Origin of the sequence: Roseomonas chloroacetimidivorans (assembly GCF_049629625.1) — a bacterium.
Taxonomy (GTDB): Bacteria; Pseudomonadota; Alphaproteobacteria; order Acetobacterales; family Acetobacteraceae; genus Roseomonas; species Roseomonas chloroacetimidivorans.
Genome location: NZ_JBNBZS010000015.1, coordinates 1 through 16,318, shown reverse-complemented (window position 1 = coordinate 16,318; position 16,318 = coordinate 1). Strand labels below are relative to the sequence as shown.

General features: G+C 67.9%; 15 protein-coding genes and 2 tRNA genes. 12 read left to right on the top strand and 5 right to left on the bottom strand.

The genetic code is table 11. The annotated features are described in order from the left end of the window. The first annotated feature begins 5 nt into the window (after positions 1-5). The 5 genes from tatC to ACO1BU_RS13235 all read left to right on the top strand — a co-directional run bounded on the left by tatC (position 6) and on the right by ACO1BU_RS13235 (position 2,652). Positions 6-755: a twin-arginine translocase subunit TatC gene (gene tatC, locus ACO1BU_RS13255; RefSeq protein ID WP_424136430.1), complete on the top strand. Its 750-nt coding sequence runs from the start codon at positions 6-8 to the stop codon at positions 753-755. A gap of 22 nt (positions 756-777) precedes the next feature. Beyond that, complete coding sequence (gene serS / locus ACO1BU_RS13250; protein ID WP_424136429.1) at positions 778-2,052, top strand: serine--tRNA ligase; 1,275 nt, start codon at positions 778-780, stop codon at positions 2,050-2,052. Between the two features lie 56 nt (positions 2,053-2,108). Then, positions 2,109-2,182 (top strand) — tRNA-Pro (locus ACO1BU_RS13245). A gap of 61 nt (positions 2,183-2,243) precedes the next feature. Further along, complete coding sequence (locus ACO1BU_RS13240; RefSeq protein ID WP_424136428.1) at positions 2,244-2,555, top strand: ETC complex I subunit; 312 nt, start codon at positions 2,244-2,246, stop codon at positions 2,553-2,555. A gap of 20 nt (positions 2,556-2,575) precedes the next feature. Next, positions 2,576-2,652: transfer RNA gene (locus tag ACO1BU_RS13235), tRNA-Arg, on the top strand. 20 nt (positions 2,653-2,672) lie between these two features. Here ACO1BU_RS13235 and ACO1BU_RS13230 read toward each other — a convergent pair. Further along, on the bottom strand, positions 2,673-2,876 hold the full coding sequence (locus tag ACO1BU_RS13230) for a hypothetical protein (RefSeq protein WP_424136427.1): 204 nt from the start codon (positions 2,874-2,876) through the stop codon (positions 2,673-2,675). A 435-nt stretch (positions 2,877-3,311) separates the two neighbouring features. On the opposite strand from ACO1BU_RS13230, the gene ACO1BU_RS13225 reads away from it, so the two are divergent. Further along, positions 3,312-4,430: an S-(hydroxymethyl)glutathione dehydrogenase/class III alcohol dehydrogenase gene (locus ACO1BU_RS13225; RefSeq protein WP_424136426.1), complete on the top strand. Its 1,119-nt coding sequence runs from the start codon at positions 3,312-3,314 to the stop codon at positions 4,428-4,430. Positions 4,431-4,434: 4 nt separating this feature from the next. After that, positions 4,435-5,589: a 2-methylaconitate cis-trans isomerase PrpF family protein gene (locus ACO1BU_RS13220; protein ID WP_424136425.1), complete on the top strand. Its 1,155-nt coding sequence runs from the start codon at positions 4,435-4,437 to the stop codon at positions 5,587-5,589. A gap of 54 nt (positions 5,590-5,643) precedes the next feature. Here the strand turns inward: ACO1BU_RS13220 and ACO1BU_RS13215 are convergent, their stop codons facing one another. Both ACO1BU_RS13215 and ACO1BU_RS13210 read right to left on the bottom strand, forming a co-directional pair. Continuing rightward, positions 5,644-6,534 carry a polysaccharide deacetylase family protein gene (locus ACO1BU_RS13215; RefSeq protein WP_424136424.1) on the bottom strand — a complete coding sequence of 297 codons (891 nt, stop codon included), beginning with the start codon at positions 6,532-6,534 and terminating at the stop codon, positions 5,644-5,646. 84 nt (positions 6,535-6,618) lie between these two features. After that, the gene (locus tag ACO1BU_RS13210; protein WP_424136423.1) at positions 6,619-7,662 is read right to left on the bottom strand and encodes a class I SAM-dependent methyltransferase; all 1,044 of its coding nucleotides are present in this window, start codon (positions 7,660-7,662) and stop codon (positions 6,619-6,621) included. Positions 7,663-7,869: 207 nt separating this feature from the next. On the opposite strand from ACO1BU_RS13210, the gene cydD reads away from it, so the two are divergent. From cydD to bfr, 5 genes are all read left to right on the top strand, one after another. After that, on the top strand, positions 7,870-9,540 hold the full coding sequence (cydD, locus tag ACO1BU_RS13205) for a thiol reductant ABC exporter subunit CydD (RefSeq protein WP_424136422.1): 1,671 nt from the start codon (positions 7,870-7,872) through the stop codon (positions 9,538-9,540). Next, entirely contained in the window at positions 9,537-11,186 is a 1,650-nt protein-coding gene (gene cydC / locus ACO1BU_RS13200; RefSeq protein WP_424136421.1) for a thiol reductant ABC exporter subunit CydC, read from the top strand. The genes cydD and cydC overlap by 4 nt, the downstream gene beginning before the upstream one ends. A 105-nt stretch (positions 11,187-11,291) precedes the next feature. Further along, positions 11,292-13,124 (top strand): DNA helicase RecQ, encoded by a 1,833-nt coding sequence (gene recQ / locus ACO1BU_RS13195; RefSeq protein WP_424136420.1) that lies wholly within the window; start codon positions 11,292-11,294, stop codon positions 13,122-13,124. A gap of 99 nt (positions 13,125-13,223) precedes the next feature. Next, the gene (locus tag ACO1BU_RS13190; protein WP_424136419.1) at positions 13,224-13,427 is read left to right on the top strand and encodes a (2Fe-2S)-binding protein; all 204 of its coding nucleotides are present in this window, start codon (positions 13,224-13,226) and stop codon (positions 13,425-13,427) included. Between the two features lie 84 nt (positions 13,428-13,511). After that, positions 13,512-14,000 carry a bacterioferritin gene (gene bfr / locus ACO1BU_RS13185; protein WP_424136418.1) on the top strand — a complete coding sequence of 163 codons (489 nt, stop codon included), beginning with the start codon at positions 13,512-13,514 and terminating at the stop codon, positions 13,998-14,000. A gap of 55 nt (positions 14,001-14,055) precedes the next feature. Here the strand turns inward: bfr and ACO1BU_RS13180 are convergent, their stop codons facing one another. Together ACO1BU_RS13180 and ACO1BU_RS13175 are read right to left on the bottom strand one after the other, a co-directional pair. Continuing rightward, entirely contained in the window at positions 14,056-15,786 is a 1,731-nt protein-coding gene (locus ACO1BU_RS13180; RefSeq protein WP_424136417.1) for an ABC transporter ATP-binding protein/permease, read from the bottom strand. 55 nt (positions 15,787-15,841) lie between these two features. Further along, positions 15,842-16,117, bottom strand: coding sequence for a DUF3253 domain-containing protein (locus tag ACO1BU_RS13175; protein ID WP_424136416.1), 276 nt, complete (start codon positions 16,115-16,117; stop codon positions 15,842-15,844). Positions 16,118-16,318: the final 201 nt, after the last annotated feature.

Below are 16,318 nucleotides of genomic sequence, written 5' to 3'. Positions count from 1 at the left end.
AGCCCATGCCGTTGATTGACCATTTGCTTGAGCTGCGCACGCGGCTCCTGTGGTCAATCGGGGCCTTCGGCATCGCCTTCGCGGTTTGCTACTACTTCTCGACCCAGATCTACGGCTTCCTGGCGCGCCCGCTGGCCGACATCCTGATGGAGCAGGGTGGCGGCGAGCGGCGGATGATCTTCACCGCGCTCTATGAAGCTTTCTTCACCTATCTGAAGGTCGCCTTCTTCGGGGCCGTGTTCTTCAGCTTTCCGATCTGGGCGACGCAGCTCTGGCTGTTCATCGCGCCAGGCCTCTACAGATCCGAGAAGAAGGTCATCACGCCCTTCCTCATCGCCTCCCCCGTGCTTTTCGTGCTCGGCGCGGCGCTGGCCTATTATTTCATTTTCCCGCTGGCCTGGAAGTTCTTCATCTCCTTCGAGACCCCGACCGGCGGTGGCGGGCTGCCGGTGCAGCTCGAGGCGAAGGTGTCCGAATACCTTTCGCTGGTCATGCACATGATCCTGGCCTTTGGCGTCGCTTTCCAGATGCCGGTCCTGCTGACCTTGCTGGCCCGGGTCGGGATCGTGAGCGTGGAGCAGCTCCGCCGCGGACGCCGCTACGCGATCGTCGGCATGTTCGTGGCTGCCGCTGTGCTGACGCCGCCCGACGTCATCAGCCAGGTTGGTCTCGCCGTGCCGCTGCTAGCTCTTTACGAGCTGTCCATCCTGGCCGCGGTTTGGATGACGCCCAAGCCCAAGCCCCCAACGACCTAAGCCCCGATCCGAGGCTCGACCTATGCATGATATACGGGCCGTCCGCGCCGATCCGGCCGCGTTCGATGCCGCGCTGGCCCGACGTGGCCTCGCGCCGGTTTCCGAAGAGCTGCTGCGCCTCGATTCCGCCCGGCGTGCCGCCCAGACCACGGCCCAGGAGGCCCAGGCCCGGCGAAACGCGCTGGCCAAGGAGATCGGGCAGGGCAAGCGGAGCGGTGCGGACACCTCCGCGCTAGAGGCTGAGGCGACCGAGTTGCGTGCCCGGATGGAGGGGCTGGAGGCAGAGGCCAAGGCGGCCGAGGAGGCCCAGACCCGCATCCTGGAGGCCCTGCCCAACATCCTCGACGCCGATGTGCCTGAGGGTGCGGACGAGTCGGCCAATGTCGTTCTGCACCAGCATGGCGAGATCCCGGAGCTTTCCTTCACCCCGAAGCAGCATTTCGAACTGGGTGAGGCCCTGGGCGGGATGGATTTCGCCACGGCGGTAAAGCTGGCCGGCAGCCGCTTCACCGTGCTGCGCGGTCCGCTCGCCCGGCTGGAACGGGCCCTCGGGCAATGGATGCTCAACCTCCATGTGGACCAGCACGGCTATACCGAGACCGTGGTCCCGTTGCTGGTGAACAGTGCCACGATGTATGGCACGGGCCAGTTGCCCAAGTTTGCCGATGACCTTTTCCGCACCACCGATGACCGTTGGCTGATCCCGACGGCGGAGGTGCCGCTGACGAATACGGTGCGGGACGAAATCGTGCCCGAGGCTGAGCTGCCCTACCGCCTGGCCGCCCTCTCGCCCTGCTTCCGCTCCGAGGCCGGCTCGGCCGGCCGGGACACGCGCGGCATGATCCGGCAGCACCAGTTCAGCAAGGTCGAGATGGTCTCGATCACCACGCCCGAGCAGTCCGCGGAGGAACACGAGCGGATGACCCGCTGTGCCGAGCGGGTGCTCACCGAACTGGGCCTGGTCTGGCGCCGGATTATGCTCTGTGCCGGAGATACCGGCTTCGGCGCCGCCAAGACCTATGACCTGGAGGTGTGGCTGCCCGGACAGGGGGCATGGCGGGAGATTTCCTCCTGCTCGAACATGCGGGACTTCCAGGCCCGCCGGATGAATGCGCGCTTCAAGCCCAGGGAGGGAAAGGGGAACCAGTTCCTTCATACCCTCAATGGCTCCGGCGTCGCCGTCGGCCGGGCCCTGATCGCGGTCATGGAAACCCACCAGCAGGCGGATGGCTCGATTGCGATTCCGCCGGCGCTGCGGCCCTTCATGGGCGGGGCGGAGATCATTCCGGCAGCATGATCCTGCGCAGGGCCATTGCGTCCGGGGCGCCGCGCCCATAGGTTCCCGTCGAGTTTCGGGGTGTGGCGCAGCCTGGTAGCGCGCCTGTTTTGGGTACAGGAGGCCGTGGGTTCGAATCCCGCCGCCCCGATTCGAAGAGATACTGCCGGCCGCCCCGCGGGCGGCGGAAGAGTTCGACTGGAGTGCCGCGCATGAGCATCGCCCGTATCTATTCGACGCCGAAGAGCGCCATGCAGTCCGGTCTGGCGCGGACGGATGACTGGGTCCTGGAATACGAGCCGGCCGAGCCGAAGCGGATCGACCCGCTGACCGGCTGGTACGGGTCGGGCGACACGAACCGTCAGGTGCGCCTGCGCTTCGACACGCTGGAGGCGGCCGAGACCTATGCCAAGGCCGAGGGCCTCACCTATGAGGTCGAGCCGCGCCGCCAGCGCCCGGCAATCCGGCCCAAGGTTTACGCCGACAATTTCCGTACCGACCGCCTCAACAACTGGACTCATTGAGGCGTCGCCGGGCTGGAGAAGCACCCTTAGCTCAACTGGATAGAGCAACCGGCTTCTACCCGGTTGGTTGGGGGTTCAAGTCCCTCAGGGTGCGCCACCACCGTCCAGGCCGCTTCGTCAGGGGTAGCGGCCCCGTTCCATGATCTCCAGCGTGTATTCGCGATAGGTGACGCCAAGTTCCTCGGCGCGGGCGAGCCGGCGAAGGGCGATCTCGCGCGGGGGCGTCTTCCAGGCCCGCTTATGGGCACGCCTCCAGCACCATTCCCGCCAGGATTCGTCGGGGTCGAGCGGCGGGCCACCATTATGGCCGATTCCGGGCATTCAGCTTGCCGTCCTTGCCATGACGTCCACCAGGATGCGCGGGCTGGCACGGCCGCTTCAACAGGCCACCCGGATCCAGACCTCGGCGTTCGGGCGGTCTGGCCATATGCGTGAGGTCGCTTTCCGCCACAACAGCCGGGTAAACTGCGTGTCTGGGAGAGGCGATCTGGAGCCGGGCCGACCGCGCCATCCGCACCCAGTGGGGCCGGCACCCGGATCGTGACCTTCGCCGGACTCATCAGCGGCGGGACGGACCCGGCGGGAAGCAGAGGAAGCTAAGCGGATTCGGACCTGGTCCACAGCATCGGGCTCCGGAGGAGCTGCTCCCTCCCGGACCCGTGTCGTCAGCTCCTCGCCCGTCACGCCGTCCTCCTCTGGCCCGTGCCGCTTGCCGCGGATAGAAGCACTGCAGGATCAGGAAAGGGACCCGCCGACATGAAGACCCGCGCCGCCGTCGCCTGGGAGGCGAACAAGCCCCTGACGATCGAGACGGTCGATCTGGAAGGCCCGAAGCCCGGCGAGGTGCTGCTGGAGGTCATGGCCACGGGGGTCTGCCACACGGATGCCTACACCCTGTCCGGCCTCGATTCGGAGGGGAAATTCCCCTGCATTCTCGGCCATGAAGGCGCCGGCATCGTGCGCGAGGTGGGCGCGGGCGTGACCAGCGTGAAGCCGGGAGACCATGTGATCCCGCTCTACACGCCCGAATGCCGCCAGTGCAAAACCTGCCTCTCTCAGCGCAGCAATCTCTGCACCGCGATCCGCTCGACCCAGGGGCAGGGCGTCATGCCGGACGGCACAAGCCGCTTCTCCTGCGACAACCCGAACAAGCCCGTCTGGCACTATATGGGCTGCAGCACCTTCTCGAACTTCACGGTGCTGCCGGAGATCGCTGTGGCGAAGATCCGCGAGGACGCGCCCTTCGATAAGGTCTGCTACATCGGCTGCGGGGTAACGACGGGCATCGGCGCCGTGATCTACACGGCCAAGGTCCGGCCGGGCTCCAACGTCGTGGTCTTCGGTCTCGGTGGCATCGGGCTCAACGTCATCCAGGCCGCCCGCATGGTGGGCGCCGACAAGATCGTCGGCGTGGACCTGAATCCCGCCAAGGCCGAGATGGCGCGCAAGTTCGGCATGACGCATTTCGTCAACCCGGATGAGGTCGGCCGCGACAAGGTGGTGCAGGCCATCCAGGACCTGACGGATGGCGGCGCCGATTATTCCTTCGAATGCATCGGCAATGTGCACACCATGCGGCAGGCGCTGGAATGCTGCCATCGCGGCTGGGGTGAGAGCATCATCATCGGCGTGGCGCCTAGTGGCACGGAGATCAGCACGCGCCCGTTCCAACTCGTCACCGGCCGCGTCTGGAAGGGTTCGGCCTTTGGCGGCGCGCGCGGGCGCACCGACGTGCCGAAGATCGTTGACTGGTACATGGAGGGGAAGATCGACATCGACAGCCTGATCACCCACACCATGCCGCTGGATCAGATCAACCACGCCTTCGACCTGATGCATGAAGGCAAGTCGATCCGCTCCGTCGTGACCTTCTGAGGCCATGGACCAGCGCGCGATCCCCGCCGTGTTCATGCGCGGCGGGACGAGCAAGGCAGTAATGTTCCATGCGCGCGATCTTCCGGCCTCGCCGGAGAATTGGACGCCGATCCTCACCGCCGCGCTGGGCAGTCCCGATCCTTATGGCCGCCAGCTCGATGGCATGGGCGGCGGCGTCTCCTCTCTCTCGAAGGCCTGCATTATCGGGCCGGCGACCCGGGACGATGCCGATCTCGACTACACCTTCGCGCAGATCATGATTCGTGAGCCACGGATTGAGCTGCGGCAGAATTGCGGAAACATGTCCTCCGCCGTTGGCCCCTTCGCCGTGGAAGAAGGATTGGTCCGCGTACCGGATGGTGATGCGGTGGTGCGCATCCACAACACGAATACGAGCAAGATTATCCACGCGCATTTCGCCGTGGCCGGCGGGATGCCGCGCTATGCCGGCGACCTCGCCATCCCCGGCGTTTCCGGCACTGGTGCGCCAATCCGGCTGGACTTCCTGGAGCCCGGCGGCGCCAGCACGGGCAGGCTTCTTCCCACCGGCCGTGCGCTGGACCTGCTTACCTTGGAGGACGGCACGCGGATCGAGGTCTCCCTGGTGGACGCCGCCAATGCCTGTGCCTTTGTCCGTGCCCGCGACATCGGGCTGGCTGGCACGGAACTTCCTGAGGCAATTGAGGCACGACCGGATGTCATGGCACGGCTGCAGGCGATCCGCGTCGCGGCGTCGGTCGCCATGGGCATCGCGCCCGACCCCGAGGCGGCCCGGCGAATTTCAGCCATTCCCTTCGTGGGGTTTGTCAGCCCCGCCGCGCCATTCCGAGACCTGAGCGGCGAAGCGATCCCGGCCGGGGCGATGGACGTCGCCGCCCGCATCATTTCGAACGGCCAGCCACATCGGGCATTGCCACTCACCATCTCCCTTTGCACCGCCGTCGCGGCCCGCATCGAGGGCAGCCTCGTGCATGAGGCACTTTCCCCGGCTGCCCCGACGGGAGGCGCGCTAAGGCTGGGCATGCCCTCCGGCATCCTGACGGTCGGGGCGGAGGTGGAGCGGGGCAGGGATGGCGTGTGGCAGGCACGCGCCGGTTCCTTTTATCGCACCGCGCGGCGGCTTTTCGACGGGCGGGTCTGGGTGCCGGCTGGGGTCTGATACGGGACCGTCCGGATCGCATCCGGTAAGCCTCCGGCAGTTGCCAACCCCCCGTCAGCCGGGAACGCTCCCCTCCGGTAGGGAGAGGGCATGATCGAAGATCCCCCCCGCGGTGGTGATCCAGACGCCCTCCCGCCGGGCGACAATATGGGCCAGCGCCCGGCGCAGGGCCCGCATTCGGTAGGGCTGGCCGATGACATAGGGGTGCAGCGCGATCCCCATCACCTGCGCCACCCCGTCACGTGTCTGGCGTAGCCTCTCGTCGAAGTCGTCCACGATCATCTCCGCAAACTGCGCGGCACCATCCTTGCGCGCGATGATGGCGGGGATGTCGTTCACCTCCTGCGGGTAAGGAATGGCCATCAGCGGGCCATGCTGCGTGCGGTGCCAGACCGGCTGGTCGTCGCTGCACCAATTGAGGGTGTAGCGATATCCGGCCTCCGCCAGCAGGTCCGGCGTGGCGTGGCTCTCGGCGATCCAGGGCGAGAGCCAGCCGCGAGGAGCACGGCCCTCACGCCCCGTGATGACGGCGGTGGCCTCCGCGATCAGCGCACGTTCCCGCGCTTCCGGCAGGTCGGATTGCCGCTCGGAGTTGGTGCGGCCATGGCCGGCTATCTCGTCGCCCCGGGCACGGTGTGCAGCGACCAGTGCCGGCGCGTGGTCGTAGATGGCGCCGTTCAGCAGCACGGTGCAGGGCAGGGAGAGTTCGTCCAGCGTTTCCAGCAGGCGCCAGGCGCCGACGCGGTTGCCGTAGTCGCGCCAGGCATGGTTCAGCACATCGGGCTGTGGACCGCCGGGCGCCAATTCCGCCCCCAGGCCTTGGCCGAAGGCGAAATGCTCAAGATTCACGCCGAGATAGACGGCGAGTCTCGCCCCGTTCGGCCAGTTCCACTGCGGCCGGCCGCGCCAGGGGTGGTAGTCGTAACGGTCATGGGTGGGGAGCATGCCGGTCCTTGCCTTCAGGGGACCGGCGAGGATGCATGTGGCGTTCCAGAGCGTGGCGGGCTGGCCCTGGCCAGGCTTCCCTGGTTACGGAAGCAGGGCGGCGTTGCGCCAGCCCTGCACGCCATCCACAACCACGACGGGCGAGGGCCCGTGCAGGTTGAGGATAGCCGGCCGCTCGATCTCGAGACGCCATCCCTGACCGAGCAGCATATCGAAGAGCCGTCCCTCGATCTGCCGGGAATGAGTCCCGATCAGGAGATAGGCCACCTTTTCCCGCAGCAGGTCGAGGCAGCCTGCGACGAGGTCTGCCTCTCCGCCCTGGATATCGACGTGCAGAAGATCGACCCGGGGCAGGGGGCGCGCCACCTCCGATAGGGCAACCATCGGCAGCACATCGAATTTCCCGGACCGCACGGCCTCTTCCCGCTGCTCCTCCGTTGCCCCGAAGATGGGCTCCAGACCCCAGGTACTGCCGGCCTCCTCCTGCCTAGGAAACAGGGCCGTGCCAGGCTGCGCGGCAGCGATGCCATGGTGCAGGACGCATTGCGACGGGCTGAAGCCATTGATCGCCGTGGCCTCTTCGGCGAAGCGCAAATGGCCGTGGTCGCCCTCAATGCCGACCAAATGGACGTCGAGCCCTGCACGCCGGGCCGCAACGCCGGTGTTGTTGAGCCAACACCCCCAGCCGCAACCGAGTTCAATGACCGTGAAACTTCTCTTCGCCAGGTCCACCGCGCGCAGCGCGGCGGCCCACTCAGCGATATCCGCGTGCCAGTTCGCCGGGATCGGAAGCGGCTCGACCGTGCCTGCGAAGGGTTCGAGCACGGATGGAAGGAACTTCGGATCGACCAGCACGCCGAGGAAGTTCGTAATATAGCCCGGACGTGGGACGAGTCCCGGCGCGGCGTGACGGCGGATGATCTCCTCGGCGCCAAAGACCGCATTGTAGTGGAAGAATGGACTGTCGGCGGCCTTGCTCCGGAGGGCTTCCAGCGCCGCTTCTGCCGCGCGCTGGCCAGCAAGGGCAAGATCCCGCGCAAGTACAGCGGCCTCCCGTTCCTTCAGAAGAAGGTTACGTGAGTCTCTGAGCCGCCGGATCGCCGGAACCTGAAGGGCAAGGCGCTGCATTGCTATCATATTGCCAAGCCTAGCAAGCATATTGCCCAGCCTAGCAAGTCCAGTTCTGACTTCGGAACAACATTGATGATCGAGGCGGACACCGCGGCGCGATGGCATCCGGGGATGCGTCCGGGGGCGCCATCGGCGCGCCGAAGGTCAGGATCGCGCATCAGGCTGATTCCAGCGGACGGCGATCTGGCCTAGAACCCTCCCGACATGTCCCAACGTGCCGGCCGAGACCCTGCCCGCGCCCTCCTCTCCGCCGCCGCGCGGGAAGGCCGTTCGGCGCTCCTTCCACCGATCTTTCTGGGGCTCGCGGCGACGGCCTGCGGCATTGCCCAGGCTTGGCTACTAGCCGACCTGCTCGCCGCGCTGCTCGGCTTCGGCCGAGCGGGCTGGGACGTGCTGGCCGGGGCCGCCGCCCTCGCCTTGGTGCAAGTGGGGCTCGCGGTCGCACAGGAAGCGACCGCGGCCCGGGCCGGGGAGGCGGCACGGTCCACCATGCGCCGGCGCCTCTTCATGCGCCTTCTGGGCGAGACGCCGTCCAGCCGACCGGCCGGTGAGGGTGCTGCCCTGGCGGTGGATCGGGTCGAGGCCATGGAGGGCTATTTTGCCCGTTGGATTCCAGCTGCCGCCCTCGCGATCGGTGCGCCACTCATGGTCGCGATCGCCGCGGCAGTGGTCGATCCCCTGAGCGGCGTCATCCTCTTCGCTGCCGGGCTGCTCGTGCCGATGGGCATGGCCCTTTCAGGCATCGGCGCCGCAGTGGCCAGCCGGCGCCAATTTGACGCCCTGCAACAACTCTCCGGACGCTTTCTCGACCGAATGCGTGGCCTGCCCACCCTCGTCCTGTTCCGCCAGCAGGAGGCGGAGGCCGAGGCACTGGACCGGGCGGCGCAGGATCTACGGGCGCGGACCATGCGGGTGCTGCGTCTCGCCTTCCTCTCGACGGGTGCGCTGGAGCTGATCGCGGCCGCGGTGCTGGGCTGCCTGGCATGGCGGCACGGGACGCTGGCCTCGGCCGGGCACCCGCTGCCCGAGGCGGCGCTGTTCTGCCTGCTGCTGGTGCCCGCCTTCTTTGCCCCGTTCCGGGCATTCTCCGTCGCTTATCACGAGCGGATGTCCGCCCAGGGGGCAGCCGCCGCGCTGGCGCCGATCCTGGAGGCCCCGGCCCCGGCCGGTCTGAGGCTCGAGGAGGTTCCGCCGGATGTTACCCTCGTCGTGGACCACCTTTCCCACCGGCCCGACCCAGCCCGGCCCATGGCGCTGGAGGACGTTTCCTTCAGCGTGCGTCCCGGGGAAACGCTGGTGCTGTCCGGACCGAGCGGTTCCGGCAAGTCAACCATTCTCAAGCTGCTCATGGGTTTTTCCCGCCCAGATGGCGGCCGGATCGCGCTGAATGGCCGCGATGCGCTGGCCCTGGCACCGGCCGAGCTGCGACGCCTGATGGCCTACCTGCCGCAACGCCCCGTGCTTCTGCGCGCCACCATCCGCGAGAATATCCGCCTCGCCCGGCCCGAGGCCGATGACGCCGCCGTAGAGGCCGCGGCGAAGTCGGCCGAGGTGATGAGCTTTGCGCAGGATCTTCCAGAGGAGCTGGACACGCTGGTCGGGGAGGGCGGCTACGGACTTTCCGGCGGGCAACGCCTGCGCGTGGCCCTGGCCCGGGCCTTCCTGCGGGACGCACCCGTGGTCCTGCTTGACGAGCCGACCGCGCATCTTGACCCCGCGACCGAGGCATTGGTGCTGGAAAGCCTGCGCCGCCTCTGCACAGGCAGGACTGCCGTGATCGCCAGCCATTCCGCCGCCTTGCGCGCTCGCTTCCCCAAGGTGCTGGAGTTGCGGGAGGGGCGCGCGGTGGCGCAGCGCCGGGCGGTGAACACGTGACCGCGGCCCGCGATCTGCTCCGGATTCTTGGTCTCTGGCGCTCGCGTGCCGGATGGCTGGTCTTCGGTGCGCTGGTGGCCTGCGCCTCGGCACTTACCGGTCTGGCTCTGCTTGCCCTGGCCGGGCGCGGCGTGGCAGCGGGGCTGGCGACCGGCACGCTGGCCGCCGGGGCCGCTTCCCTGATTCTGCTGCGCCCGCTCATTCTCGTCCGCCCGCTGCTGCGCTGGGGGGAGCGGATGGCGACCCACGAGGCAACCTTCCGGGCCCTGGCTGACACGCGCACCTGGTTCTTCCGGCGCCTGTCCGGGCGCCTCTCCGCCGGGCCGGGACTGACACGGTCGGGCGACCTGCTGGGGCGGCTGGTCAGCGACGTGGAGGCGCTGGACGGTCTCTATCTCCGCGCCGTGGTGCCCATGGCGGCCGCGGCCGCGGTGGTGCTGGCTATCGCTGTCATTCTCGATGCCCTGTCGCCTGTGCTCACCGCCATTGTCGCGTTGCCGCTCGCCGTCGCGCTGTTGCTGCCATTGCTCGTGGCGCCTTTCGCCGCGCGCGCCGCGGAGCGGACCGCTCGCGCCATGGGGGCCTTGCGCGCCGAGGCGGTGGAGCCTCTGACGGCGATGGAGGACATCCTGGCCGCCAATGCCGAGCCGCGTGCCCTGGCGCGCGTGGAGGAGGCCGCCGGGCAAGTGGATGCGGAGCGGCGGCGCCTGACCCGGGCCGGATCGCTCGGCGCGGCGGCCGGCACGGTGCTGGTCCAGGGGGCATTGCTTGGGGCGCTTGCCTGGGGGATTTCAGGCGGAAGTGCGGGGGCCGCGGTGGTGGCCCTCTTCCTCGTGCTGGCGGCAGCAGACGCGCTTGGCGTGTTGCCGCGCGCCGGTTCGGCGCTGGCCCTGGCGGCTGCGGGCGCGCGCCGGCTGCTGGAAGCCGCCGATCAGCCCATTCCGGTGCCGGACCCACCGATCTCAACCAAGCCGGTAGGCCACGCGATCACCGTCCGCGGTGTGCAATTCGCGTGGGGGCCGGACCGCGCCCCGGTTTTCGAAGATCTCTCCTTCGACCTGCCGGAAGGTGCGCGGATCGCGCTGCTCGGCCCTTCCGGCGCCGGCAAGTCCACCCTGGCGGCGCTGCTGCTGAAGCTTGCTGCTCCACAGGCGGGCACGATGACCCTAGGGGGCGCCGATTACACGACGCTTTCGGCCGATGCGGTGCGCGCTCGCATTGCCTGCCTGACTCAGGAGGCTACGCTCTTTGACGATACCATTGCGGCCAATCTCCGCCTCGCCGCGCCGGAGGCGTCGGACGCTACCCTTTGGGAAGCGCTGGAGCGCGCCCGCATCGCCGAGCTGATCCGCGCCCTGCCGGACGGGCTCGAGACGCGCTGCGGCGAAGCCGGGGCCCGCTTCTCGGGCGGGCAGGCACGGCGCATTGCTCTTGCCCGCGCGCTGCTCTCGCCTGCCTCCGTCATCATCCTGGATGAGCCGACTGCGGGGCTGGACGCCGTGACCGAGCGCGCCTTCCTGGAGACGCTGGACACTGCCCTGGGCGGGCGCAGCGCCATCCTCATCACCCATCGTCTGATCGGGGTGGAGCGGCCGACGCGCATCCTTCGCCTGGCCGGCGGGCGGGCGCTGCCGGCCATGTCCTGATCACCTCGTTTCGCCCGCGTGCCCTGTCGCTGCGCCGCGCGCTGCACCATTTGATGCCGACACCATGACAGCCCAGACCACGATTCCCGCGCAGCGGAGGCGCATGTGAGCGCCGATCCCCGCGCCGTCCTTCATGATGCCTTCGGCTTCACCGATTTCCGCGGCCGCCAGGCGGAGATCGTGGAGCATGTGGTGGCCGGCGGCTCCGGCCTCGTGCTGATGCCCACGGGCGGGGGCAAGTCGCTCTGCTACCAAGTGCCGGCGCTCTGCAGGGATGGACTCGGCGTCGTCATCTCCCCGCTGATCGCGTTGATGGAGGATCAGGTCGCTGCGCTACGCCAGCAGGGCGTCGCGGCGGCCGCACTGCATTCCGGGCTGGATGAGGAGGAGCGGCGCCGCATCTCGCTCGACCTCGCGAATGGCAAGCTGAAGCTCCTCTATGTCTCACCGGAGCGGCTGGCACTGGAGGGCACGGCGGATCGCCTCGCACGGCGCGACCTGGCGCTCTTCGCGGTTGACGAAGCGCATTGCATCTCCGCCTGGGGCCACAACTTCCGGCCCGAATACCGCATGCTGACCATGCTGGCGGAGCGCTTCCCCGAGGTACCGCGCGTGGCGCTGACCGCGACGGCCGATGCGCGAACCGTGGACGACATCCGGGAGCGCTTGTCCCTGACCGATGCGCCCGTCTTCCGCGGTAGCTTTGACCGCCCAAATATCCGCATTGAGGTCGCGCCACGCGACAATGCCATCGCCCAGATCGCAGCCTTCATGGAGGAGGCGGATGACGGTCGCGGCGCCGGCATCATCTATTGCCCGAGCCGCGCGGAGACGGAGCGCACCGCCGCCCGGCTGCGCCGCGACGGCTATGACGCACTCCATTACCACGCCGGCATGGATGCGGCCGACCGGCGCGCGGCGGAGCGCCGATTTTCCTCCGGCGATCCGGTGGTGATGGCCGCGACCATCGCCTTCGGTATGGGCATCGACCGTCCGGACGTACGTTGGGTCGCCCATCTGGCGCTGCCGGGCGGGCCGGAGGCCTGGTATCAGGAGATCGGCCGCGCCGGCCGAGACGGCGCCCCGGCACGCGCCCTGCTGCTCTACGGCGCCGAGGACATCGCCGTCGCGCGCCGCCGCATTGCCGAAAGCCCGGCCGCGGATGCGCAGAAGCGGCTGGACCATGAGCGGCTGGACCGCCTCGTCGCCATCGTGGAGAGCGCCACCTGCCGCCGCCGGCTGCTGCTGCGCTGCTTCGGCGACGATCTGGCCGAGGATTGCGGCAACTGCGATGCCTGCCTGCGCCCGCCACGCTTGGTCGATGCGACCGAGGCCGCGCGCAAGCTGCTCTCTGCCGTGCACCGTACCGGCGGCCGCTTCGGGCTGGGCCATGTGGTGGACGTGCTGCGCGGGAAGGAGACTGACAAGGTCGGCTCCTTCGGCCATGACAAGCTCTCGGTCTTCGGTATCGGGCGCGACGTGGCCGACGGGGCCTGGCGCAACATCGCCCGCCACCTGCTGGCCCGTGGCGCGCTGGAGATGGCCAGCGACACCAACCTGCCGATCTATCAGGCCACGGAGGCCGCCCGCCCCATCCTGCGCGGCGAGCAGCCGGTGATGCTGCAGGAGCAGGCGATGCGTGAAGCCGCCCGGGCACCCCGCCGGCAGCGGGCTGGCCGGACGCCGGCCGGGGCCTCCGCCTTTGCCGGCGAACCTGCCGATTCCGGGGCCTTCGAAGCGCTGCGGAGTTGGCGGAAGGAGGAGGCGACCCGCCAGGCCGTGCCTGCCTATGTCATCTTCCCCGATCGAACCCTGGCGGACATCGCGGCCCAGAGGCCGCGTAACCTGGACGAGCTGGCCTCGGTCCATGGGGTAGGGGCGTCCAAGCTGGATCGCTATGGACTCGACGTGCTGCGGGTGTTGCGTGACGCGGGGTAGAATTTTGCATCCCCTGGATGAGAATGACTTGCATCAGCCTTCGCAACTGGGTTAACTCCCTTCAGCGCCACTGACGGCGTAGGGGGAGTCCTGCTCGGCATGTATGTGTGCATTTGCAATGGCTTGACCGACACCCAGATCCGGTCCGCCATCGCTTCCGGTGCCGGTCGTACTCACGACGTCTACGCCGCCTGTAACTGCAAGGCCCAGTGCGGTACCTGCACCTCCCAAATCCTCTGCATGCTTCGTAGCCAAGTCGCAGCCGCGAATGCGGCGCAACAGCTCGAACCAATCGCGAATTAGTCGCACAGGCTATAAAAAACAAAGACTTGACCGGCCTGGGCTACGGCTCCATCTGGGCTTCCGAAACACGTGGAGGCCCGAGCCGTGCCCGGCGATGCCAAGGTCATCGAACATCTGAACACCCAGCTCACCAATGAGCTGACCGCGATCAACCAGTACTTTCTGCACGCCCGTACTCTGAACCACTGGGGCGTGACGCGGCTCGGCAAGCATGAATACGAAGAGTCCATCGAGGAGATGCGCCACGCCGACTGGCTCATCAAGCGCATCCTCTTCCTCGACGGCCTGCCCAATGTTCAGCGCCTGAACCAGATTCTGATCGGCCAGTCCGTGAAGGAGGTTCTGGAATGCGACTCCCGGCTGGAGCAGAAGGCCATCCAGGATCTGAAGGACGGCATCGCCTATTGCGAATCCGTGCGCGACTATGTCTCCCGCGATCTTCTTCTGAAGATCCTGGCGGATGAGGAGAAGCACGAGGACTTCCTGCATGCGCAGTTCACCCTGATCGAGAAGATCGGGGAGGAACGCTACACGCTGCTCAACTCCGACCCGGCGCCGGATCAGGAGCACTGAGGAAGACCGGGAGGCACCGCCTCCCGGGATTTCCGCTGCGTCGCCGCGGGGCCGCTCAGCCCGGCACCAACCGGCGGTCCTGCAGGCGCAGCGTGCGGTCGTGAAAGCTGGCGACGGCCGGGCGATGCGCGATCGAGAGAATGGCCGTATCCGGCAACTTGTCCCGTAGAAGTCCATAGAGCTGGGCCTCGGACGCCGGGTCCAGGCTCGCCGTGGCCTCGTCCAGGAAGAGCCAGGCCGGGCGTTGCAGCAGGGCACGGGCAAAGGCCAGGCGCTGCTGCTCGCCGCCGGAGAGGACCCGGTCCCAGTTTTCCACCTCCTCCAGCCGAGGCGCCAGATGCGCCAGCCCTACGTCGGCCAGCACCGTGCTGAGCGCCGCGTCGTCGAAGGCGGTTTCGGCCGCGGGATAGCAGAGATTTCGGCGTAGCGTGCCCAGGGTCAGGTAGGGTCGCTGCGGCAGGAACAGCGCGGCCTGCCCGGCCGGAGCGGCGATGCGCCCGGATCCAAAGGGCCAGATGCCCGCGATGGCCCGGAACAGCGTGGATTTTCCGCTGCCCGAGGGTCCCGTCACCACAACCGCCTCGCCCGGTGCCAGGGACAGGGTGGCTTTCTCCAGCAGCCGGCGCCCGTTTGGCAGCGCCAGGTCCAGGCCGGACACCTCCAGCCCCGGCCGGGCCTCCTCGACCACAGATGGGCCTTCCTCGGACCGCGTCTCCGCCACGGCGATCGCCTGTTCGAAGCCGGAGAGGCGCTGCACCGTCGCCCGCCAGGACGCGATCTCGGAATAGTTGTTCACCAGCCAGGAGAAGGACTCCTGCACCGAGCCGAAGGCCGACGAAGTCTGGATCAGCCCGCCCAGCGGAATCCGCCCGGCGAAGTAGTTTGGCGCCACCACCACGAAGGGGAAGATCGTCGCGATTTGCGAGAAGCCGGCCGTGAAAAAGGTCAGGTGCTTCGTTGCGCTCATGATGGCGCGCCAGTTGCCGATCAGCGCCCCGAAGCGCATGGCCAGCCCAATGCGCTCCTCCGTCTCACCGCCATAGAGCGCGATGCCCTCGACATTCTCCCGCACCCGAACCAGGGCGAAGCGGAAGTCCGCCTCCACCTTCTCTTGCAGGAAGTTCAGGCCGATCAGCCGGCGGCCGATCAGATGCGTGAGCCAGGTGCCCACCGCCGAATAGGCGAGCGCCACCCAGACGAGATAGCCGGGGATCGTGACACCAAAGACCGTCACGTCACCCGACAGGCTCCAGAGCACGAAAATGAAGGAGAAGAGCGTTACGACGGCCCGCATCAGCCCAAGGCCGAGGGTGAGGGTGGTATCCACGAAGGCCCGTGCATCCTCGGCGATTCGCTGGTCCGGGTTGTCCGTGCCGCGGTCCTGCACGGCCATCCGGTAATAAGCCCGGTGCCCGAGCCAGCGGCGGGACAGGGAGTCAGTCAGCCAAGTCCGCCAGCGGATCTGCAGCAGCTGCTTCAGATAGAGCGCATAGACCGCGACGACGATATAGAGCGTCGCGACGAGGCTGAAGCCCGGGATGAAGGCGAAGTCCTCGGTGCGGCCGCCGAGCAGCAGCAGGTTGATGAAGGACTGCCAGTCCTTCGTCTCCAGCGCGTTGTAGAAGCCGCGCTGCCAGTAGGTCAGGATGACGTTCATCGCGACGAGCGCGAGGTTCAGCACCACGACCACGGCCAGGAGCCCCCGCGCGGCCCAGCGGTGCTCCCCGTTCCAGAAGGGGCGGGAGAGGGCCCATGCGTCGCGCAGGGCGCCAAGGGAATGTCGCATGCACCGGATCCGGCTGTCGTTTGGGCGGGTGAGTGTCCCCCGTAGGGGAGCTGGGTCAATCCGCGGCCGGCGCAACGAAAGGGGCGCGTAAGCGGATGACGCCCCGCAGATCGTCCAACTCGGCCGGCTTTCCCTTGCGCAGCACCTCGATCTTCCCCTCCCGCGCCAGAGCGACGGCCGCCTGACGCACCAGCGCCAGCAGCGACTGCCAGCCTTCCGGCTGCAGAGCCTTCGCCACATCGCTTGGGGAGATGCTCTTACCGGGAGGGAGGGCGGCGATTTGGCGCAAGATTTCGGCCTGGATGGCTTGGCGGTCGGGGCGTGCGGTCATGGCGCCGGGTTAGGACAGAAGCGGGGCTTGGGAAAGAAAAAGGGCGGGACCTTTCGGTCCCGCCCCGTTCTGTACCTCGTGAGAGGTCCTGCGGGATTAGCGCAGGACGATCTCGACGCGGCGGTTCTGCGGCTCGCGCACGCCATCGGCGGTCGGGACCAGCGGACGGCTCTCGCCGAAGGCCTGGATCGACATCTGGTC